This is a genomic window from Xanthobacter nonsaccharivorans, from assembly GCF_043194755.2.
GTDB lineage: Bacteria > Pseudomonadota > Alphaproteobacteria > Rhizobiales > Xanthobacteraceae > Xanthobacter > Xanthobacter autotrophicus_G.
Genome location: NZ_CM195526.1, coordinates 4,399,958 through 4,420,420 on the forward strand (window position 1 = coordinate 4,399,958; position 20,463 = coordinate 4,420,420).

The 20,463-nt window shown below is 67.9% G+C and carries 14 protein-coding genes; 10 read left to right on the forward strand and 4 right to left on the reverse strand.

Annotated features, from left to right (window positions below; genetic code table 11):
* Positions 1-4 precede the first annotated feature (4 nt).
* The 8 genes from V5F59_RS20030 to V5F59_RS20065 all read left to right on the forward strand — a co-directional run bounded on the left by V5F59_RS20030 (position 5) and on the right by V5F59_RS20065 (position 7,396).
* The gene (locus V5F59_RS20030; RefSeq protein WP_393976948.1) at positions 5-967 is read left to right on the forward strand and encodes a UPF0280 family protein; all 963 of its coding nucleotides are present in this window, start codon (positions 5-7) and stop codon (positions 965-967) included.
* The gene (locus V5F59_RS20035; protein WP_393976950.1) at positions 960-1,544 is read left to right on the forward strand and encodes an amino acid synthesis family protein; all 585 of its coding nucleotides are present in this window, start codon (positions 960-962) and stop codon (positions 1,542-1,544) included. Before V5F59_RS20030 ends, V5F59_RS20035 begins: the two co-directional genes overlap by 8 nt.
* A gap of 8 nt (positions 1,545-1,552) precedes the next feature.
* Positions 1,553-2,137 carry an amino acid synthesis family protein gene (locus V5F59_RS20040; protein ID WP_393977092.1) on the forward strand — a complete coding sequence of 195 codons (585 nt, stop codon included), beginning with the start codon at positions 1,553-1,555 and terminating at the stop codon, positions 2,135-2,137.
* Positions 2,138-2,204: 67 nt separating this feature from the next.
* Positions 2,205-3,401: an ABC transporter substrate-binding protein gene (locus V5F59_RS20045; RefSeq protein ID WP_393976952.1), complete on the forward strand. Its 1,197-nt coding sequence runs from the start codon at positions 2,205-2,207 to the stop codon at positions 3,399-3,401.
* Between the two features lie 115 nt (positions 3,402-3,516).
* Complete coding sequence (locus V5F59_RS20050) at positions 3,517-5,421, forward strand: ABC transporter permease (RefSeq protein WP_393976954.1); 1,905 nt, start codon at positions 3,517-3,519, stop codon at positions 5,419-5,421.
* Complete coding sequence (locus tag V5F59_RS20055; RefSeq protein WP_393976956.1) at positions 5,418-6,200, forward strand: ABC transporter ATP-binding protein; 783 nt, start codon at positions 5,418-5,420, stop codon at positions 6,198-6,200. Before V5F59_RS20050 ends, V5F59_RS20055 begins: the two co-directional genes overlap by 4 nt.
* Complete coding sequence (locus tag V5F59_RS20060) at positions 6,197-6,901, forward strand: ABC transporter ATP-binding protein (protein WP_393976958.1); 705 nt, start codon at positions 6,197-6,199, stop codon at positions 6,899-6,901. Before V5F59_RS20055 ends, V5F59_RS20060 begins: the two co-directional genes overlap by 4 nt.
* 6 nt (positions 6,902-6,907) lie before the next feature.
* On the forward strand, positions 6,908-7,396 hold the full coding sequence (locus tag V5F59_RS20065; protein WP_393976960.1) for a MarR family winged helix-turn-helix transcriptional regulator: 489 nt from the start codon (positions 6,908-6,910) through the stop codon (positions 7,394-7,396).
* A 60-nt stretch (positions 7,397-7,456) separates the two neighbouring features.
* Here V5F59_RS20065 and V5F59_RS20070 read toward each other — a convergent pair whose 3' ends face one another.
* Positions 7,457-8,065: an invasion associated locus B family protein gene (locus tag V5F59_RS20070; protein ID WP_393976962.1), complete on the reverse strand. Its 609-nt coding sequence runs from the start codon at positions 8,063-8,065 to the stop codon at positions 7,457-7,459.
* A gap of 146 nt (positions 8,066-8,211) precedes the next feature.
* Positions 8,212-15,537 (reverse strand): beta strand repeat-containing protein, encoded by a 7,326-nt coding sequence (locus V5F59_RS20075; protein ID WP_509211117.1) that lies wholly within the window; start codon positions 15,535-15,537, stop codon positions 8,212-8,214.
* Positions 15,538-16,277: 740 nt separating this feature from the next.
* On the opposite strand from V5F59_RS20075, the gene V5F59_RS20080 reads away from it, so the two are divergent.
* Positions 16,278-16,964: a helix-turn-helix domain-containing protein gene (locus tag V5F59_RS20080; RefSeq protein ID WP_509211118.1), complete on the forward strand. Its 687-nt coding sequence runs from the start codon at positions 16,278-16,280 to the stop codon at positions 16,962-16,964.
* A gap of 225 nt (positions 16,965-17,189) precedes the next feature.
* A complete protein-coding gene (locus V5F59_RS20085; protein WP_393976968.1) occupies positions 17,190-18,245 on the forward strand; it encodes an aldo/keto reductase in 1,056 nt (351 codons plus the stop codon).
* 30 nt (positions 18,246-18,275) lie between these two features.
* On the opposite strand, the gene V5F59_RS20090 is transcribed toward V5F59_RS20085, so the two are convergent.
* Both V5F59_RS20090 and V5F59_RS20095 read right to left on the reverse strand, forming a co-directional pair.
* Positions 18,276-19,253, reverse strand: a complete 978-nt coding sequence (locus V5F59_RS20090) for an NAD(P)H-dependent flavin oxidoreductase (RefSeq protein WP_393976970.1) — start codon at positions 19,251-19,253, stop codon at positions 18,276-18,278.
* A gap of 50 nt (positions 19,254-19,303) precedes the next feature.
* The gene (locus tag V5F59_RS20095; protein ID WP_393976972.1) at positions 19,304-20,458 is read right to left on the reverse strand and encodes an acyl-CoA dehydrogenase family protein; all 1,155 of its coding nucleotides are present in this window, start codon (positions 20,456-20,458) and stop codon (positions 19,304-19,306) included.
* Positions 20,459-20,463 lie beyond the last annotated feature (5 nt).

The following is a 20,463-nucleotide window of genomic DNA, read 5'->3' on the forward strand; positions in this document are numbered from 1 at the left end:
CCCCATGCCCCCTGCCGCCCCCCTCCCCTCTCCCGGCACGCGCGCGCCACAGGCGGCTCTGCTGTCGGACGGGCGTCGCCTGCACCTGCAGGACGGGCCGATCGACCTCGTGATCGAGGCGAACGGGGACGAGGCGGCAGTCCGCGCGGCTTATCACGACGCGGTGGCGCGCTTCACCGGCCTTCTCGATGCCTTGTGCGACGAGCTGGAGCTGCTGCGCCACCCGGCCCAACCCGGCCCCTGCCCCCTTCAGGGGCCGGTGGCGCTGCGCATGCGGGCGGCTGTCCTCCCGCATGCGCGCGCCGGCTTCATCACGCCCATGGCCGCGGTCGCCGGAGCGGTGGCGGAAGAGGTGCTCCTCGCCTTCCATCGGCCGGGCATCACCCGCGCCTATGTGAACAACGGCGGGGACATTGCCCTCCATCTCCCGCAGGGCGCCCGCTTCATGGTCGGGCTGGTGGACCGACCCGACCGGCCCCGCCTCGTCGGCACCTCCTGCGTGACCTTTGAAAGCCCGGTGCGCGGCATCGCCACGTCCGGCTGGCGGGGGCGGAGCTTCTCGCTCGGCATCGCCGATGCGGTCACGATCCTCGCCCCCACCGCCTCCATGGCGGACGCGGCGGCAACGGTGGTGGCGAATGCCGTCGATCTGCCGGACCACCCCGGCGTCCTGCGCGTGCCGGCCTCGGACATCCTGCCCGACAGCGACCTGGGCGCGCGCCTGGTGACACGTCATGTGCCGGAGCTTTCCGCCTCCGAGCGCGCCGAAGCCTTGGGACGCGGCCTGGCGATGGCGCGGACGCTGGCCGGGCGCGGGCTCATCTGCGCCGCCGCCCTCCATCTCCAGGGGGAGACCGCGAGCACGGACCCGCTCGCGCTTGCCCCCACCCTACTTCCCGCCGCCGCCGCGCCGGCTTCCGACCTTTCCCTCCCGCCAGAACCAGAACAAAGGCTCGCCCATGCCTGAGGTGAAAATCCGCAAACGCCTTCTGATCCTCGAGGAGATCCTCCACGAGGGCGGCCCTGCCGCCGCCACGCCCCGCAAGCGTGGGGCGATCCTCGCCGTCGTCGAGAATCCCTTCGCCGGCCGCTATGTGGAGGAGATCGCCTCCTTCATGGACGACCTGAAGCCCCTCGGCCTCGCCATGGCGCAGGACCTCATCGCCGCGCTCGGTGTTCCGCCGTCCGCCATCGACGGCTATGGCAAGGGCGCCATCGTTGGAGCCGCGGGCGAGCTGGAGCACGGCGCCCTGTGGCACGTGCCCGGCGGCTACGCCATGCGCGAGGCCCTCGGCGACGCCAAGGCCATCGTGCCGTCCACCAAGAAGGTGGGCGGCCCCGGCACGCGGCTCGACGTGCCGGTGACCCATGTGAACGCCTCCTATGTGCGCAGCCATTTCGACGCCATGGAAGTGGGCGTGCCGGACGGCCCCAAGGCCGACGAGATGGTGCTCGTCCTGGTCATGACCACCGGTCCGCGGGTCCATGCCCGCGTCGGCGGCCTGAAGGCGAGCGAGATCAAGGGGGAGGACGGCCTGCGATGAGCGCCGAAATCCACGCCAGGATCCGCAAGATCGTCACCTTCGTCGAGGAGACGCGCACGGAGATGGGTCGCCCCGTCTCCCCGCCCACGCGGCGCGCGGCAGCCGTCGCCGTCATCGAGAACCCCTTCGCCGGACGCTATGTGGAGGACCTCTCCGAGCTTATCGCCATCGGCGAGGAGCTCGGCGGCCTGCTCGCCGAGAAGGGGGTCGCGGCGCTGGGCATCGAGGGGACGGCGGCGCAGAGCTACGGCAAGGCGGCCCTCGTGGGCGAGAATGGCGAGCTGGAGCACGCCGCCGCCCTCCTGCATCCGAAGATGGGCACCCCCGTGCGCAAGGTGCTGGGCAAGGGCGCGGCGCTCATCCCCTCGTCCAAGCGGCGGGGCGGGCTCGGGGCCGAGCTGGACATCCCGCTCGGCCACAAGGATGCCGCCTATGTGCGCTCGCATTTCGACGGCATGCAGGTGAGCATCAACGATGCCCCGCGCGCCAACGAGATCATGGTTGCGGTGGCGGTGACAGATTCCGGCCGCCCGCTGCCGCGGGTCGGAGGACTGGTCGTTGCCGACATCAAAGGCGAGGACGGACTGAGATAAGCTCGCGTCGGGTTCGACGTGCGCTGAATGTTCCACGGTGCATCGAAAAACCAGAGGGGATGACCGGATGAAACGGATGATGGGTGTGGCGCTGGCGGCGATGCTGTTCGCTTCCGGGGCGGCAAGGGCCCAGCAGGGCGAGATCAAGGTCGGCGAGATCAACAGCTATTCGGCGCTGCCCGCCTTCACCGAGCCCTATCGCAAGGGCATGGAGCTGGCGCTCAAGCAGATCAACGATGCCGGCGGCATCAAGGGCAAGAAGCTCGTCATCATCTCCAAGGACGACGGCGGCAAGCCGGGCGACGCGCTTACCGCCGCCAACGAGCTGGTCTCGCGCGACGGCGTGGTGATGATCGCCGGCGGCTTCCTCTCCAACGTCGGCCTCGCGCTCTCCGACTTCGCCAAGCAGAAGAAGGTGGTGTACCTCGCCGCCGAGCCGCTGACCGACGCCATCGTCTGGTCGAAGGGCAACGACTATACCTTCCGCCTGCGCACCTCCAACTACATGCAGGCCGCCATGCTGGCGGAAGAGGCCGCCAAGCTGCCGGCCAAGACCTGGGCGACCATCGCCCCCAACTACGAGTTCGGCCAGTCCTTCGTGGCGGTGTTCAAGGACCTGCTGAAGAAGAAGCGCCCGGACGTGGAGTTCGTCGCGGAGCAGTGGCCGCCGCTGAACAAGATCGACGCCGGCCCGGTGCTCCAGGCCATCGACGCCGCCAAGCCCGACGCCATCCTCAACGCCACCTTCGCCGGCGACCTGGTGAAGCTGGTGCGCGAGGGCAACACCCGCGGCGTCTTCAAGGACCGCGCGGTCGTCAGCTACCTGACCGGCGAGCCGGAATATCTCGATCCGCTGAAGGGCGAGACGCCGGAAGGCTGGATCGTCACCGGCTACCCCTGGTACGCCATCGACACGCCGGAGCATAAGGCCTTCCTCGACGCCTACCAGCAGCTCCACAAGGACTACCCGCGCCTCGGCTCCATCGTCGGCTACTCCACGGTGATGAGCATCGCCGCCCTGCTGAAGGGCACCGACGACACCTCGGCCGAAGGCCTCATCAAGGGCATGAAGGACCTGAAGGTGTCCACGCCGTTCGGCGACATCGTCTATCGCGGCGCCGACCACCAGAGCACCATGGGCGCCTTCGTGGGCAAGACCGCCCTCAAGGACGGCAAGGGCGTGATGATCGACCTCGTCTTCAAGAAGGGCGCCGACTACCTGCCCCCCGCCGACGAAGCTGCCAAGCTCCGCCCGAAGGAGTGACGGATCCCTGCCCTGTCCCGGGCAGATGACCAGATGGCCCGTCCCGGTGCCCGGCACCGGGGCGGCCCCAAAAGAAAAAGCACACTTCCAGATCCGGTGAACGAAAGGCCGAGCCGTGGAATTCCTTCTGGTCCAGGCCCTGAGCGGGCTCGCCAGCGCCGCGTCCCTGTTCCTGGTGGCGTCGGGCCTGTCGATCATCTTCGGCGTGACGCGCATCGTGAACTTCGCGCACGGCGCCTTCTACATGCTGGGCGCCTATGTCGCCTTCACGCTGACCGACCGGTTCGCCGGCCCGCTGGGCTTCTGGGGCGGCATCCTCGCAGCCAGCCTCACCGTCGCCGCCCTCGGCGCGCTGATGGAAATGGTGCTTTTGCGCCGCATCTACCATGCGCCGGAGCTGTTCCAGCTGCTGGCCACCTTCGGCGTGACGCTGATGGTGCAGGACCTGGTGGTGCTCATCTGGGGCGCCGAGGACCTGCTCGGGCCGCGCGCCCCCGGCTTTACCGGCGCGGTGGAGCTGTTCGGCCGCCGTGTTCCCTCCTACGACCTCCTCCTCATCGCCATGGGCCCCGTGGTGCTCGGCCTCATCTGGCTGCTGTTCCACCGCACCCGCTGGGGCGTGCTGGTGCGTGCGGCGACGCAGGACCGTGAGATGGTCGCCTCCCTGGGCGTGAACCAGAAGTGGCTGTTCACCTCCGTCTTCGCCCTCGGCGTCTTCCTGGCGGCGCTGGGCGGCGCATTGCAGATTCCCCGCACCACGGTGAGCCATGCCATGGACCTCTCCATCATCGTGGAGGTGTTCGTGGTGGTGGTCATCGGCGGCCTCGGCTCGGTGACGGGCGCGTTCGTCGCCGCCATCCTCGTGTCGGAGCTGAACGCCTTCGGCATCCTCATCCTGCCGCAGATCTCCATGGTCATCGTCTTCCTCGCCATGGCGGCAGTGCTGGTGGTGCGTCCCTGGGGCCTGTTCGGCAAGCCCGATGCGGCGGTGCGCACCTCCACCGGCATCGCCATCCGGCCCTGGCGGCCGATGACACCGCTGGAGCGGACGGGTGTCACGGCAATGGTCGTGGTGGCGGCGGCGCTGCCGTTGTTCTCTGGAAGCTATGCGCTCTCGGTGGGGTCGGAGATCCTTGTCTACGTCCTGTTCGCCGCCAGCCTGCACTTCCTGATGACCGTCGGCGGCCTCGCCTCCTTCGGCCACGCCGCTTATTTCGGGCTCGGCGCCTATGGGGCCGCCTTCATGGTGAAGCTCCTCGGCGCCCCCATGGAGGCAGCCCTTCTCGTCGGCCCGCTGCTGGGCCTTGCGGGCGCGGTCGTGTTCGGCTGGTTCTGCGTCCGGCTGTCCGGTGTCTACTTCGCCATGCTGACGCTGGCCTTCGCGCAGATCGCCTGGTCGGTCGCCTTCCAATGGGTGGAAGTGACGGGTGGCGACAACGGCCTGCTCGGCATCTGGCCCTCGTCCTGGGCGGCAAGCCCGCAGGGCTTCTACTGGATGACCCTCGCCATCGTGACCCTGGGGACCTGCCTGCTGCGGGTGCTGGTGTTCTCGCCCTTTGGCTTCGGCCTGCGGGCGGCCCGCGACAGCACCCTGCGGGCGGAGGCCATCGGCATCAACCGCACCTCGGTGCAGTGGGCGGCCTTCGTGGTTGCGGGAACCTTCGCCGGCGTCGCCGGCGCCCTGTTCGCCTTCCTGAAGGGCAGCGTCTTCCCCGAGAGCCTCGCCATCCCGACCTCGGTGGACGGCCTCGTGATGGTGCTGCTCGGCGGCATCGAGACGGTATCGGGCGCGGTGGTGGGCGCCGTGGTCTACAAGGCCTTGGCCATCTGGCTCATGAGCAAGACCGAGCTGTCGAAGCTGGTGCTGGGCGGCGTGATCGTCCTGCTGGTGGTCGCCTTTCCCAAGGGCATCGTCGGCTTCCTCGAGGACCTGCGGCATCGGCTGCGTCCACCCGCGCCCAATGGCGCGGGGCCGCAAGCCGCGGGCATGGGCATCGCCAAGGTGGAGGCTGCGGAATGAGCGCGCTTCTCGAAGTCAAAGGGCTGATGAAGGCCTATGGCGGGGTCCATGCCGTGCGTGGCGTGACCTTCTCGGTGGCGGCGGGCGAGATTCTCGCCCTGATCGGGCCGAACGGCGCGGGCAAGAGCACCTGCTTCAACATGCTGAACGGGCAGATTCCGCCCGATGCCGGTTCCATCGCCCTCGCCGGCGAGGAGATCGTCGGCCTGCCGCCGCGCGCCGTCTGGCGCCGGGGCGTGGGGCGCACTTTCCAGATCACAGCGACCTTTTCCTCCATGACCGTTCGGGAGAACGTGCAGGTGACGCTGCTCTCCTTCCACGGCGGGCTGCGGGCCCTGGTGGGCTATGCCGGTGCCGCCCACCGGGAGGAGGCCGACCGCCTGCTCGCCCTGGTGGGCATGGACGCCCAGGCCGAGCGCCCCTGCGGGGAGCTCGCCTATGGCGACCTCAAGCGCTTGGAGCTCGCCATCGCGCTCGCCAACGACCCGCGCCTTCTGCTGATGGACGAGCCCACCGCCGGCATGGCGCCGAAGGAGCGCGTCGACCTCATGCGCCTCACTGCCGAGATCGCCCGCAAGAAGGGCATCGGCGTGCTGTTCACCGAGCACGACATGGACGTGGTGTTCGAGCACGCTGACGCGGTGATGGTGCTGAACCGGGGCGAGCTGATCGCCCGCGGCACCCCTGCCGACGTGCGCAAGGATCCCAACGTGCGGGCCATCTATCTCGGCGAAGGCCTGCTCTATGACGCCAAGCACCGTGAGGAGAGCGCGGCATGAAGCTCGAGGTCTCCGGGCTCAACAGCCATTACGGGCCGGCCCACATTCTGTTCGATGTCGGCTTCGAGGTGGGCGCCGGCGAGGTGGTAGCCTTGCTCGGCCGCAACGGCGCGGGCAAGAGCACGACCTTCCGCTCCGTCGCCGGCCTCGTGTCCCGGCGGACGGGCAGCGTGCGCTTCGACGGCGAGGACATCTCGCGCCTGCCCACCTATGAGATCGCGCGGCGTGGCCTCGGCTACGTGCCGGAGGACCGGCGCGTCTTCAGCCAGCTGACGGTGGAGGAGAATTTCGAGGTGGGCCGCCAGCCCGCACGCCAGGGCGTCGCCACCTGGACGCCGGAACGCATCTACGCCCTGTTCCCGAACCTGGGCGAGATGCGCAAGCGCCCCGGCGGGCAGATGAGTGGCGGCGAGCAGCAGATGCTCACCATCGGCCGCACGCTCATGGGCAACCCCTCCCTCGTGCTGCTGGACGAGCCGTCCGAAGGCCTCGCGCCGAAGATCGTCGAGCAGATGGCGGATGCCATCCTCACCATGAAGCGGGAGGGGCTCTCCATCGTCATTTCGGAGCAGAACCTTCATTTCGCCAAGCTGATCTCCGATCGCGCCTATATCATTGAGAAGGGACGGATGCGCTTCTCCGGCACCATCGCGGAGCTTGAGGCCAATCCGGAGATCAAGGACGCCTATCTCGCCGTGTGAGGGCGGATGGGCGAGAACGGGGGCCGAGGGGTGAGCATCAAGGTGGAGACCGGCGCGCGGCGCCGCCGCAGGAAAACCGCGGGGGACGTCTACATCCTCGACGATCAGGTGGGATTCGTGCTGCGGCAGGTGATGCAGCGGCACACCACGATCTTCGGCGCCCGCATGGGGGAGGATCTCACCTCCACCCAATGGGCGGCGCTCGCCAAGCTGTTCGAGAAGGGGCCATGCTCGCAGAACCTGCTGGGCCGGCTCACCGCCATGGATGCCGCCACCATCAAGGGCGTGGTGGATCGCCTGGTGAAACGCGGGCTGGTGGAGACCCGCCCAGACCCGGAGGACGGCCGCCGCCTCGTCGTGGCCCTCACCGAGGACGGCGCGCGCCTCACCGAACGGTCGACGCCCCTCGCCCGGGAGATCACCGAGGAGACCCTCGCCCCCCTGGCGGCTGACGAGCGCGACCAGTTGCTGGCCCTGCTCTCCCGCCTGAAATAGCGCGCGCAGGGCGCAGCGTGCCGCCAAGCCCGGCCGCACGCTGCGCGGAAGGCTTCGGGATCAGCTCTTCTTCAGGCTGGCCAGCACCTTGTCGACGCCGTTGAGCGCCACCTTCACATTCACCTGCCGGCCGTCCTGGATGCGGAAGCTAAGGGTCGCTTCCTTGTTGGCCGCGAGGTCGTTGGCGAACGCCTGGTCGTAGGCGGCGCTCGCCTCGCATTCCTTCGGGCCGCACCACTGATAGGCCAGCTTGCGCGTGCTCTGGCCCAGCGTCAGGTCCAGCCCGTCGCGGACGAACACGCCGGTCGGCGTGGTCACGGCAAGCGTCGGCACGTCCTTGCCATCGCGGCCGAGCTTGAGGACAAGAACCACCTGGCTCGACTTGGCCTCGGTCACCCGCATCACGGCCCAGCAGGTCTTCCTTCCGGTCTTCGCGCCAGCCGCGGGCGGCACTTCCTGGCAAGTGAGGATCCAATTGTCGAAGCTCGTCGTCTCGGTCTTCACCGGGCCGGCGGGCGCCGCCGCCTGGGCGGTCCGCGTGGCCTGCTGCGGCGCTTGCTGAGCCTCGGCAACCGTCGCGTAGCCCGAGAGCAGGGGCACGGCCACGGCGCCGGCCAGCAGCAGCGACAGGCCGACGATGCTGGTCTTCACGGTCTGGATGGGGGTCACGGACGTCTCCGGGCTGTCTTGCGCGCGCCGATGGCCGGTGGGAAGACCCGCCCTTGCTCTCAGGCGACGCGGCTCCTGTTGAAGATGGAAAGGGCGGCAAACCCCTTGAGGTTTGCCGCCTTCTCCTGCGTTTCGTCAGGTTTCGCTCACCACTGGTAGCGGACACCACCCCGGGCGCTGCCGGCCGTGTAGCTGTCACCGAACTTCACGCTTGCATTGGTGAAGCCGTTCCAGCCGTTGCCCTTGCCGAACACATTGACACCCACGCCGAGTTCGCCGAACGCGCCGTCGAACGTGTCGGTGGCGATGAAGGGCACGCCGGGGTTGAACAGCGTGACCGAGTTGTTGCCCAGGAACTCGTACCACAGGCGACCGGTCAGGCTCGCCTCGACCCAGTAGGTCTGGGCATCGAAGGCCTGCATGCCGACCCGGGCGCCGATGCTGCCGCGCAGGCTGTCGTTGTTGCCGAAGTCGGCGAAGGTGCCGCCCCCGAGCGCGAGGTTGCCAATGTTGGTGTTCACATAGCTCAGGGTGGCGAGGGGCTCGAAGAAGCCGGTCGCGCCCCACTTCATGCGGTAGCCCGTGTCGAGCACGAAGCCGAGGTTCCGCACGTCCGAGGACTGCCCGAAGTACCCCGCCCCGAGCAGCGTCGGCGCGTTGTAGTCCATGGACAGGAAGTCCGCCTTGAACAGAGCGTCAATGAACCAGTTGGCGTTGAGGTAGGTGGCGTAGGCACCCACCGTGCCGCCCGAGTAGTCGGCCGAGTTGGGCGCGACATCGAACGACAGGTTCGAGGTCACGTAGCCGCCGAGGACACCGAACAGGAGCGTCCCGTCCGGAGATCCGACACCTTCCTTGCCGAAGTCGGCACCCGCCATGAAGCCGTAGGTGTTCTGGCTGTAGCCGGTGTCGAAGCCGTAGGTGTGGCCGAAGGCGGAGAAGCTGTCGGACGCATCACGAGAGCCCCAGCTGCCCACCACCTTGCCCCAGATGCCGGGGGTGACGGAGGCCGGCTGGCCAGCGACGGCCTTCACGCCTTCCTTGGTGACCAGGGTCGTCGTAGTGCCCTGCAGGTAGGTGCGCAGGTCGGCCTGACGGTCGAGCCACACGCCGGTAGTCTCCTGCCAGACGCTCTGGGCGCCGGTGACGAGCTTGGGCAGCTGGAACACTTCCACGTCGGGCAGGCCGATCAGGTACTGGTCGTTCCCGATCACCGCCAGGTCGTAGAAGAACAGGCCCTTGTCGATCACGCCGCCGAACTTCGAGGAATAGTTGTCGGAGGCCGACGAGATCACGAAGCTCGCGGGGTTGTTGGGATCGTACTTGCCGTAGGTGACGCCGGTCGGATCCTGGACGTCCACCACCTTGATGCCCGCGAGATTGAAGGAGCCGGGCCCGGTGTTGACGTCGTGGATGACGAGGGCCGTCTGGCCGGGGGTGACGAGGCCGTTGATCGGGTTCCCGTTCACGTCCAGGCCGCCGATGGCCAGCACGTCGGAGGTGGACCCCGCCGCTCCGAGGTAGCTATCGAGGCCCACGGCGCTGTTGCCGACCCCGTTGAACACCCCGCTCACGTAGGTCACGTCGCGGGTGCCGTTCCAGGCGATCTGCCCGGGGGTCTCGTCGATCATCGTCAGCAGGCCCGCCTGCACAAAGGCCGGGTCGCCGTTGTTGAAGGTCTCGAGGCTGTTGAAGCTGGTGGTCTCGGCCACCGCGCCCTGCAGCGCCGTGACGACGCGGCCGGTGTTGTTCACGGTGTCGTTGCCGCCACCGAAGTAGTTGTTGCCGACGGTGACCCAGGTGTTCGACGACAGGTTGTTGAAGGTGTCGTCGTTGTTGGTGAGGCCGACGCGGCCGATGATGGTGCCGTTGTTGGTGATGGTGGTGGCACCGCCATCCGTGTCGATCACGATGTCGCTCGCCGCCACGATCAGGCCCGGCAGGTTGTTGCCGCCCTGGTAGCTCCAGGAGCTGACGAGCGCGCCGGCGCCGACGTTGATGTTGGTGGCGACATCGCTGTCGATGGAGATCACCGCCTGCGACCAGCTCTTGCCGGAGCCGATGACGGCGCCGTTGTCACCCACGTTCACGGTGGCCGTGTCCGCGGAGAAGATGCGGATGCCGTTGCCGACCCCGTTCTCATCCCCGTCGCCGCGCACGATGGAGTAGGCGCCGGTGTTGATCGTCACATCGTCCCAGCCGCCGGCGCGGATGCCCTTGTCGGCGCCCGAGGTGATGGAGAGGCCGCCGGTGGAGACGGTCACGTCGTTGCCGGGGCCGAAGGCGAAGTTGGTCGCCGTGATGCCGTCGTCGCCGGCATAGATCCGGCCGCCGGTGCCGGTGGTGACGAAGACATCGCCCGTGCCGGCGAACTTGCCGGCGACGACGCCGTCGCCACCTGCCTGCAGGAAGCTGTTGATGCCCGTCGTCACGTTCACGTCGCCCGAGGTGCCGATGGACTGGGCCTCGATGCCGGTGGAGCCGGCGAAGATGAAGCTGTTCGGGCCGGTGATGACGGTGGTGTTGCCGGTGCCGCCGAAGTGGCCGGCGAAGATGCCGGCGCCGGCGGTGATGGTGGTGTCGAGCCCGGTCTGGACCAGCACGTTGCCATCCCCGAGGGACTTGGTGGCGATGATGCCGTAGTCCTGGGCGGAGATGATCTTGTTGGTCGCGAGCTTCACCGTCACGTCGCCCGCGCCACCGATGGCGTTCGCCTCGATGCCGTTGGCGGTGGTGGAGGTGATGTTGGCGTTGGCGTTGACCGCCACCGCACCGTTGCCGCCCTTCAGGATGAAGATGCCGTTGTCGCCGGCGGTGATGGCCGCGTTGTTGGTGACGGTGACGTCGCCGGAGGTCAGCGCGAGGCTGAGCACCTGGATGCCCTCGTCGCCGGCGGTGATCACGCCGTTGGTGGTGATGGCGATGTTGCCGCCGCCCACGTGGCCCACCGAGATGCCGTCGTCACCCGCATTGATGGTGCCGTTGGCGGTGGTGTTGATGGTGATCGGGCTCTCGCCGAAGGCCAGGGCGAAGATGCCGTCGCCGCCGGTGGCCGCCTGGCTGAGGCCGCCGATGGCCGCATCCACGTCGATGGTGGTCGGGCCGTCGCCCAGCTTGAAGGTGGCGACGCCGATGCCGTCGGACTTGATGGTGCCACCGGCGTTGATGTTCACGTCGATGGCGCCGTTGCCGATGTTGGCGCCGACGATGCCGATGCCCGTCGCCTGCACCTCGGCGTTCACATTGGCGATCGCCGTGCCGGAGCCGATGGTCACCGCCGCGCCGCCGACGATCGGCGGATCGATCACGGCGTTGATGTTGAGGGTGGCGTTGCCGGAGCCGCCGCCGATGGCGGCCGCGCCCACGAGGCCGCCGGACGCCACGGAGACCTTCTGGTTCACCGTCACGTCGGTCTGGCCGCCGGTATTGAAGCCGACCACGCCGGCCACGGTCGCGTTCACCGTGCCATCGGTGACGACCGTCACCGTGCCGCCGTTGCCCACCGAGCCGCCGAGCACGCCAACCCCGTTGGTGGCCGTCACCGCCGCGAGGGTGTGAACGTTGAGGTTCACGTTGTCTCCGAAGCTCAGAGCCCCCACGCCGAGCAGGTTGCCCAGCACGGTGTCCTCGGTGGTCACCTTCACGGTGTTGCCGTCGCCGAAGGCGAGCGCGGCGACACCGAAGCCGTCGGTGGAGGTCTCCGCCTTCTTGGTGGTGATGTCGAGGCTGCCGCCGGTCGCGCCCAGCACGCCGCCGACGCCAAGGTACTTGCCGTCCACGGTCTGGTCGGTGGTCACCTTCACGGTGCTCACGCCGGAGCCGATGGAGCCGCCGAACACGCCGAAGCCGTCCGAGGACGTCACCTTGTCCTTGGTCTCGACGGTGACCGCCGTGTTGCCGAAGGCCAGGGCGCCGACGCCGAGGAGCTTGCCGTCCACCGTCTTCTCGGTGGTGACGTTCACCGTGTTGCCGTCGCCGAAGGACAGGGCCGCGACACCGAACCCGTCGGACGAGGTCACCTTCTCCTTGGTCACGATGTCGAGGCTGCCGCCGGTCGCGCCCAGCACGCCGCCGACGCCGAGGTACTTGCCGTCCACGGTCTGGTCGGTGGTCACCTTCACGGTGCTCACGCCGGAGCCGATGGAGCCGCCGAACACGCCGAAGCCGTCCGAGGAGGTCACCTTGTCCTTGGTCTCGACGGTGACCGCCGTGTTGCCGAAGGCCAGGGCGCCGACGCCGAGATACTTGCCGTCCACCGTCTTCTCGGTGGTGACGTTCACGGTGTTGCCGTCACCGAAGGACAGGCCCGCGACACCAAAGCCGCCGGAAGAGGTCACCTTGTCCTTGGTCACGATGTCGAGGGTGGAACCGTCGCCGCCGATGGCGCCGCCGACGCCGAGCAGCTTGCCGCTCACCTCGTCCAGCGTCGTCACCTGGACGGTGCTGGGGCCGGAGCCGATGGCGCCACCGAAGACGCCGAAGCCGTCAGAAGAGGTGACCTTGTCCTGGGTCTCGACCGTCACGTCGCCCTGGCCGAGGATGAGGGCCCCGACGCCGAGGTACTTGCCCTGCACCTCCTGCTGGGTCGTCACGTTGATGGTCTGCCCCGTGCCGATGCCGAGGCCGGCGACGCCGAAGCCGTCGGAGGAGGTGACCTTGTCCTCGGTCACGATGGCGAGCGAGGAGCCGGTGCCACTGATCAGGCCGCCGACGCCGAGGTACTTGCCGTCCACCTGCTCGCCCGCGGTGACCTTCACCACCGAGCCGTCGCCGAGGCCGGCGCCGACCACGCCCGCGCCGCCCGAGGTCACGGCGGCCGTGGTCTTCACGTCCACATTCCCGTTGGCGCCGATGCTGAAGCCGCCCACGCCGAGGATGCCGCTGTCGACGGCACCGGAGGTGGAGACCTTGACCACCTGGTTGTCGCCGATGCCACCACCCAGCACGCCGATGCCGTCATTGGTGATGGCCGCGGAGTTCTTGACCTCCACGGTGACCGGGATGTTGGTGGTGTTGTTGCCGACCACCACGCCGCCCACACCCAGCACACCGCCGGTGATGGCGCCGGCGTTGGTGACCTTCACCTGGCCGTCGTCGCCCACCACGAGGCCGGCGACCGCCGCGCCCTGGGTGGTGATGGCGCCGGAATTGGTGACCCCGAGGTTGCCGCTGCTGCCGACCACCACGCCGATGACGCCGCCCACGTCGGCATTCACCGCGCCCTGGTTGGCGAGGGTCACCGTGTGGTCGGTGCCGAGCGCGAAGGCGCCGACGCCGATGCCGGCGTTGTTGCTGATGGCACCGGAGTTCTGAACCGTCACAGTGGTGCCCGTGCCGGGGCCCACCGCCACGCCGGCCACCCCGAGGAAGCCGCCGGAGATGGCGCCGGAATTGTTCACGTTGACGTTGGTGCCGAGGCCGGAATTGTTGGTGTCGATGGCCGCGCCGAGCACGCCGATGCCGCCGGTGTCGACGGCGCCGGAGTTGGTCACCTTGACCGTCTCCACACCCGTGCCGTCGCCCACCACGATGCCGCCGACGCCGAGGAAGCCGGCCGAGACGACGCCCTGGTTCTTCACCGTCACGTCGTTGCCGTTGCCGACCGCGAGGCCGAGCACACCCACCTGGTAGTCCTCGACCACGCCCTTGTTCTGGACGTCCACATCGGCACCGGCGCCGGCATTGTTGTTGCCGACCTTGACGCCGGCGACGCCGACGAGCGGGTTGACACCCACGCTGGATTCCACGGTGGCGCTGTTGTCCACCCTCACCTTGCCGTCACCCACATTGAGGGCGATGACGCCGATCAGGTCGGCATCGATGTTGCCGGAGGTGTTGGTGGTGGCCGTGCCGGAACCGATGGCCAGCGCGCCGGCGCCGATCAGCGGCGGGTCGATCACGCCGGAGAAGTTCACCGTGGCGTTGCCGTTGTTGGAAATGGCGCCGACGCCGATGAGGCCGCCCTGCGCCACTTCCACCGTGCCGTTGGTGGTGACGGTGGTGTTGCCGTCGGTGTTGAAGCCGAGCACGCCGCCCTGGGTGCCGGACACGTCCTTGGTCTTCACCACCACCGTACCGCCGGTGCCCACGGAGCCAGCCAGCACGCCGAAGCCGCCGGTGGCGTCCACATTGTCCTTGGCATTGACGTTCACGTCGTTGCCGGTGCCGATGCCGAGCGCGAGGATGCCGGTGCCGTTGTTGGCGGTGACGTTGTCCTCGGTGGTGACGTGGACGGTGGCCTTGCCGGTGCCCGCGATATTGTTGAACGTCGACGGATCGTTGATGTTGATGTTCGGCAGGGTGGTGATGTCGCCGACGCTGGCGCCGATGGCGACGATGCCGTTGCCGTTGGTGCCCTTCACGTCGCCGGACACGTCCACGGTGGTGTTGGCATTGCCGTTGAGGCTGCCCGAAAGGGCGAAGATGCCGTTGGCGCCGCCGGTAACGTCCGCGCTGCCTTCAACCGTCGTGGTCGCGGTCTTCGGCGCCCCGCTCAGGGGAGCGGTGATGGAGGAGGCGAAGATGCCGGCCCCGGTGCCGCCGGTGACCGCCCCGCCATTGGCCGTGACATGGGTGAGCGTATCCACGCCGCCCCCGCCCAGTCCGATGGCGGAGGAGGTGGCGTTGATGCCGTTGGTGCCGCCGGACACCAGCGTGCCGTTGGTGGCAACGGTGGAGGTAGCGCCGAACGTGGTCTGGCCGACGGCAACGCCAAGCGCGGTCGCCTTGATGCCATCGCCCGAAGTGCCAATGGCCGCGCCGCCGGTGAAGCCCAGGTTCACATTGGCGCCGGAGGCGTCGACGCCGTCCGTGCCGCCCACGAAGACGGTGTTGGTCGACGTGAGATTGACCGTCTGACCGGCCAGGTTCGCGCCATCCCCATTCGTGCCACCGAAGTAGCCACCCACAGTGGTGACGCCGACCGTCCCAAGGCTGGTAAAGGCGAGGCCGTTCGTGCCGCCGGTCACGAAGGCGGACGGGGTGGAGGAAAAGGTGACGCCCGAGGTGCCGGAGAGATGGATGCCGTCGCCGCTGCCGCCGCTGGCCGACCCACCAAACCCGGTCATGGTGATGGTGCCGAGCAGACTGGTGAAATTCAGCCCGTTGGTGCCACCGGCGGCGCTGCCGGTGAAGTTGTTGGCAGTGATGTTTCCGGTCGTGGCGGTGTAGATGACGCCGTTTGCATTTCCAGTGAAAGATGCAGCGGTGTTATTGCTGGTGATTGAGCCACCGGTGACGATGTTCAGCGCGGACCCGTTAGGACCGGCGGCCGACTGGACGATTACGCCCGGCCCGGCGTTGACTGTCGTATTATTTATAGCACCGCCACTGAACCCGTTACTGTCCGTACCGGTGCACGTCACCGTGACGCTCAGGCCGAGCGTCTGCGAGCAATCCGCCCGCGCCACGCCCGGCTGGATCACGCCCGCCAGAACCGTCGCCAGCGCGGAACTGAGGAGCAGCGCCTTCATGCGCCCCTTGTTGACCGAGGAACCTGTGTTCCCGCCAGAAAGGATGGTGCCGCCCGAATTGACCATCTTCACCCCCAGTTGCGGACGACCCCTCACGGAGCTGCCCGGAAATCCCACTGCCGCGGTTCGCGACCCGATTCTTGACGCGGTGCAAAAGCGACCGCCTACAACTGCGGGACGTTAGCGACAGTCGGCCGGCGCCTCTCCTCAACCGGCGAATCGGGAATGCTCAAAAAACGAATTCAACTGTTTTGTTCGCAGGTGTTGCACTTCTGCATTTAGTGAATTTAATAGTTATTTATCAATATGTTAGTTGAGTTTTTAGGTGGTTGAAGGTTTCATAATACCTTATGACAGAAGCCCTTATCTAAATTTAGATAGAGTATTATTATACCTCTATTTGCTTTTAGACTCAATTTGATCTTTTGTTCACCACATTCGCCAAGGGCAATAGACCCACCATGAAGAAATACAGGGAGGTGTGCGACGATCTATATTTAAGTATAGATTTCGTCCCACATACGATGACTACCCTCCAATCTGGACTGGAGGGGTCCGGTTCCGAGACAATCCTGCCGGGCCATGAGCAAAAGAGGGTTAACGTTCCCTCAACGTTAGCCACCGTTCTGTTACATTCTGTCACGATTGCCTCAGGACACGCAGAAGTTGCCGGCACCCTGCGCGTCGAATCGGCAGACGGCGCGTTGGCAGTTGCCTTTAGGGCAGCCGAATCTTCTTTGGTGTCGATCGACGGGGGAGAGCCGGCGCCCATCCCGGCGTCCAGCGCGGTCGTGCTCCATATGGCCACGCGCGCGGACATCGCCTGCGGTCCCGGAGAGCTGACTCTGGTCGCTATTCCGCGCGAAACCTTGCGCCGCTATGGCCTGCGCCAACCCGCAACCCCCGCCATCGCTGCGCAGGACGACCCCGCGCTGGGCATTTTCCTGGCCCAGGCCCGCAGCCTGCTCGGCAGCAATCCCCCGCCTGCCCTGGCCCTGTTGTGCGAGACCAGCCTCCTCGGCCTGCTCGCCCTCGCCTTCACGGATCCCCCGCCGGGCGCCCGCCGGCGAACCAGCGCCCCCAAGGTGCCGCTCTTCCAGGACATCCTTCGCACCATCGCGGCCAATTGCAGCCAGCACGACTTCAGCGCAGCGCAGGTGGCGGAGCAGTACCGGATGAATGTGCGCACGCTGCAGAAGCTCTTCCAGCAGCACGGCACCACATTTCACCAGCACATTTCCTCCGCGCGGCTGCAAGTTGCGCGGCAGGCGCTGCTGGACCCGGCGAACAATTCCAAGAACATTTCCGAGATCGCATTCGAGGCGGGCTTCAACGACATCGCCACGTTCAACCGGCTGTTTCGGAAGACCTTCAACGACTCTCCCTCGAACCTTCGACGCCAGCGCGCCTCCCGGCAGGACGCGTGAGGCACAAGGTTCCTCCGGCGCGCCGTCCGTCCCCCAGATCGCCCTTCGCCGATCTCCCAAGCCGCCGTGGCAGGGACGCGCCCGTGGCCTTCGGGCACCGGAGCCCTGCGGTGCCCCATCCGGACGCGCCGACGGGATGCGCCTCCATCCCGCATTGACGGCACCACCGCCCCCCGGCATTCCTGCGGGACTTCTTCCTTCCCCTTCCCGGGAGCCAGCCCTTTCATGCTCCAGTATCGTCCTCTTGGGCGCACCGGCCTTTCCGTGTCCTCCATCGCGCTTGGGACCATGACCGTCGGCCAGCAGAATTCGGAAGCCGAAGGCCACGCCCAGCTCGACCTCGCCCGCGACCGCGGGATCAATTTCATCGACACGGCAGAGCTTTATTCCATCCCACCCATGGCTGAGACGCAGGGCTCCACCGAGCGCATCATCGGCACCTGGCTGAAGGCCCGCGGCGGCCGCGACAAGGTCATCCTCGCCACCAAGGTGGTGGGGCGCTCGGACGCCACCTATTTTCGCGCCGACGGCAGCACCACCTGCCTCGACGCGAAGAACATCCACGCCGCCATCGACGCCTCGCTCAAGCGGCTCCAGACCGATTACGTGGACCTCTACCAGCTCCACTGGCCGGATCGGCGCGTGCTGCTCTTCGGCCAGCGGGCGGCGACCCCGGCGCGCGGTGCCGGCACCGGCGCCGAAGTGCCCGTCGAGGACACCCTGGGCGTCCTCGCTGATCTCGTGACGGCGGGCAAGGTGCGCCACATCGGCCTCTCCAACGAGACCGCCTGGGGCGTGCACGGCTTCCTCAAGGCGGCGGAGAAGGGCATCGGCCCGCGCATCGCCTCGGTGCAGAATTCCTATCACCTCCTGAACCGCACCTACGAGATCGGCCTTGCCGAGTTCGCCGAGCGGGAGAACGTGGGCCTGCTCGCCTATTCGCCCCTCGCTCAGGGCTTCCTGACCGGAAAATATCTCGACGGCGCCCGGCCGGCGGGGACCCGCCTCACCCTGTTCGACCGGGGCCAGCGCTACCAGAAGCCCGGCTCGGAGGAGGCCATCAGGGCCTATGTGGCGCTGGCGCGGGAGCTCGGCCTCACACCGGTGCAGCTGGCCCTCGCCTTCGTCACCAGCCGTCCCTTCGTGACCGCCAACATCATCGGCGCCACCACCATGGCGCAGCTGGAGGAAAACCTCGCCACGCTGGACGTCGCGATCACGCCGGAGATCGAGGACAGGGTGGACGCCATCTACCAGCTGCACGGAAGCCCGGCGCCCTGAGGCGCCACCGCTCTCCCGGGACGCGGCGGGTCAGCCGCACAGGGCGGCGCGCGCCGCGGCGTATTCCTGCTTCAGCCGAGCGATCCGCTCGGCTGCCGGCAGCACCTGCCCCACCGCGCCGATGCCCTGGCCCGATCCCCAGATGTCTTTCCAGGGCTTCACCCGGCTGGAGCCGAAGTTCATGGCGGAGGGATCGGAGGCCGGCAAATTTTCCGGATCGAGCCCGGAATTGCGGATGGACGGCTTCAGATAGTTGCCGTGCACGCCGGTGAAGAGGTTCGTGTAGACGATATCCTCCGCCTTCCCCTCAACGATCGCCGCCTTGTAGCCGTCCGAGGCATTCGCTTCCGCGGTGGCGATGAAGAGCGAGCCCATATAGGCAAAGTCCGCCCCCAGGGCCTCGGCCCCGAGAATGGAGCGGCCGCAGGCGATGGCGCCGGACAGGGCCAGGGGCCCGTCGAAGAAGGCGCGGATCTCCTGCACCAAGGCGAAGGGCGACAGCGTGCCCGCATGCCCGCCCGCCCCGGCCGCCACAGCTATGAGCCCGTCCGCCCCCTTCTCCAGCGCCTTGCGGGCGAAGGTGGGATTGATCACGTCATGGAAAGTGAGGCCGCCATAGCCATGCACCGCCGCGTTCACCTCGGGCCGGGCCCCCAGGGAGGTGATGACGAGGGGCACGCGATATTTCACGCACAGCTCCAGGTCCTGCTCCAGCCGGTCGTTGGAGCGATGGACGATCTGGTTCACCGCGAACGGCGCGGCGGGCGCCTCCGGGTGGGCGGCATCATGCGCCGCCAGTTCCTCGGTGATGCGCGCCAGCCATTCGTCCAGAAGCGCGGCGGGCCGGGCGTTCAGCGCCGGAAAGGAGCCGACGATGCCCGCCTTGCACTGGGCGATCACCAGCTCGGGCGTGGAGATGATGAACATGGGGGAGGCGATGACGGGCAGCGCCATGCGCCGCTTCAGGCGGGCCGCCACGGCTGCGGGCGTGGTCTCGGGCTGGTTCATGACACCCTCGATGGATGCGAAGCGGGGCGCCTGCGGGCGCCCCTTCTCCCTCAGGCGACGCTCACGAGGCCGCCGGCGGCGACGACCCGGCGCTGGTGGTAGGGCGTATCGCCGAACATCAGCTCGATCATGGCGAGGCGGCGGAAATGATGCGCGCCGATGTATTCCATGGTCATGCCGATGCCGCCATGAAGCTGCACCGCCGTCTGCCCCACGAAGCGAGCGGAGCGGTTGATCTGCACCTTGGCGGCGGAGAGCGCCACCCGGCGTTCTTCCGGGTCCTCCGCCTCCGCCATCATGGCGGCATAGAGGGCCATGGAGTGGGCCTGCTCCAGCGCCACGAACATGTCCACCGCCTTGTGCTGGAGCGCCTGGAACGAGCCGATGGAGACGCCGAACTGCTTGCGCGTCTTCAGATAGTCCACGGTGAGGGCGTGGAGCGCATCCATGAGGCCCACGGCCTCGGCGGAAACCGCGGCGATGGCGCCATCCGTCACCCGCTCGATGACCTCAAGCCCGGCGCCGATCTCGCCCAGCACCGCGTCGGCGGGCACGAGCACGTCGGAGAGCGTCACGTCCGCGGCCCGGCCGCCGTCCTGCGTGGCGTAGGGCACGATGGCGACGCCCGGCGCATCGGCCGGAACCAGGAACAGCGTGATGCCCGCCTCGTCGCGTCGCCCGCCGGCCGTGCGGGCGCTGACCACCAGGGTCTTCGCCGCATCGGCATTCAGCACCACGCACTTGCGGCCATCCAGGCGGAAGCCGCCGTCCACGGGGCGGGCGCTGGTGGCGACGTCATTGAGGTCGTAACGGGCCTGCACCTCGGAATGCGCGAAGGCGAGCCGAGCCGTGCCCTCCATGAGTCCCGGCAGCAGGGCCGCCTTCTGTGCGGCGCTGCCGGCAAGGCGCAACGCCCCGCCACCGAGGATGACGCTGGCAAGAAAGGGCTCCGGCGCCATCACGCCACCGAGCGCTTCCATCACCACCTGCATCTCCACCGGCCCGCCGCCGAAGCCGCCGTCCTCCTCGGAGAAGGGCAGGCCCAACAGGCCCAGCTCCGCCAGCTCGGCCCATCTGGCTTCCGGAAAGCCCAGGGGCTCGGCGCGCGCGGCGGCAAGCTGCTCGAGGGTGGAATAGGTATCGGCCGCCCAGCGGGAGACGCTCTCCTTGAGGAGGGTCTGCTCGTCGGAAAAATCGAAGTCCATGGGTC

Coding starts and splice junctions, on each gene's coding strand:
- V5F59_RS20065 (WP_393976960.1), top strand. CDS start 6,908: ATGGGCGAGAACGGGGGCCGAGGGGTGAGCATCAAGGTGGAGACCGGC.
- V5F59_RS20060 (WP_393976958.1), top strand. CDS start 6,197: ATGAAGCTCGAGGTCTCCGGGCTCAACAGCCATTACGGGCCGGCCCAC.
- V5F59_RS20095 (WP_393976972.1), bottom strand. CDS start 20,458: ATGGACTTCGATTTTTCCGACGAGCAGACCCTCCTCAAGGAGAGCGTC.
- V5F59_RS20055 (WP_393976956.1), top strand. CDS start 5,418: ATGAGCGCGCTTCTCGAAGTCAAAGGGCTGATGAAGGCCTATGGCGGG.
- V5F59_RS20035 (WP_393976950.1), top strand. CDS start 960: ATGCCTGAGGTGAAAATCCGCAAACGCCTTCTGATCCTCGAGGAGATC.
- V5F59_RS20090 (WP_393976970.1), bottom strand. CDS start 19,253: ATGAACCAGCCCGAGACCACGCCCGCAGCCGTGGCGGCCCGCCTGAAG.
- V5F59_RS20075 (WP_509211117.1), bottom strand. CDS start 15,537: ATGAAGGCGCTGCTCCTCAGTTCCGCGCTGGCGACGGTTCTGGCGGGC.
- V5F59_RS20045 (WP_393976952.1), top strand. CDS start 2,205: ATGAAACGGATGATGGGTGTGGCGCTGGCGGCGATGCTGTTCGCTTCC.
- V5F59_RS20030 (WP_393976948.1), top strand. CDS start 5: ATGCCCCCTGCCGCCCCCCTCCCCTCTCCCGGCACGCGCGCGCCACAG.
- V5F59_RS20085 (WP_393976968.1), top strand. CDS start 17,190: ATGCTCCAGTATCGTCCTCTTGGGCGCACCGGCCTTTCCGTGTCCTCC.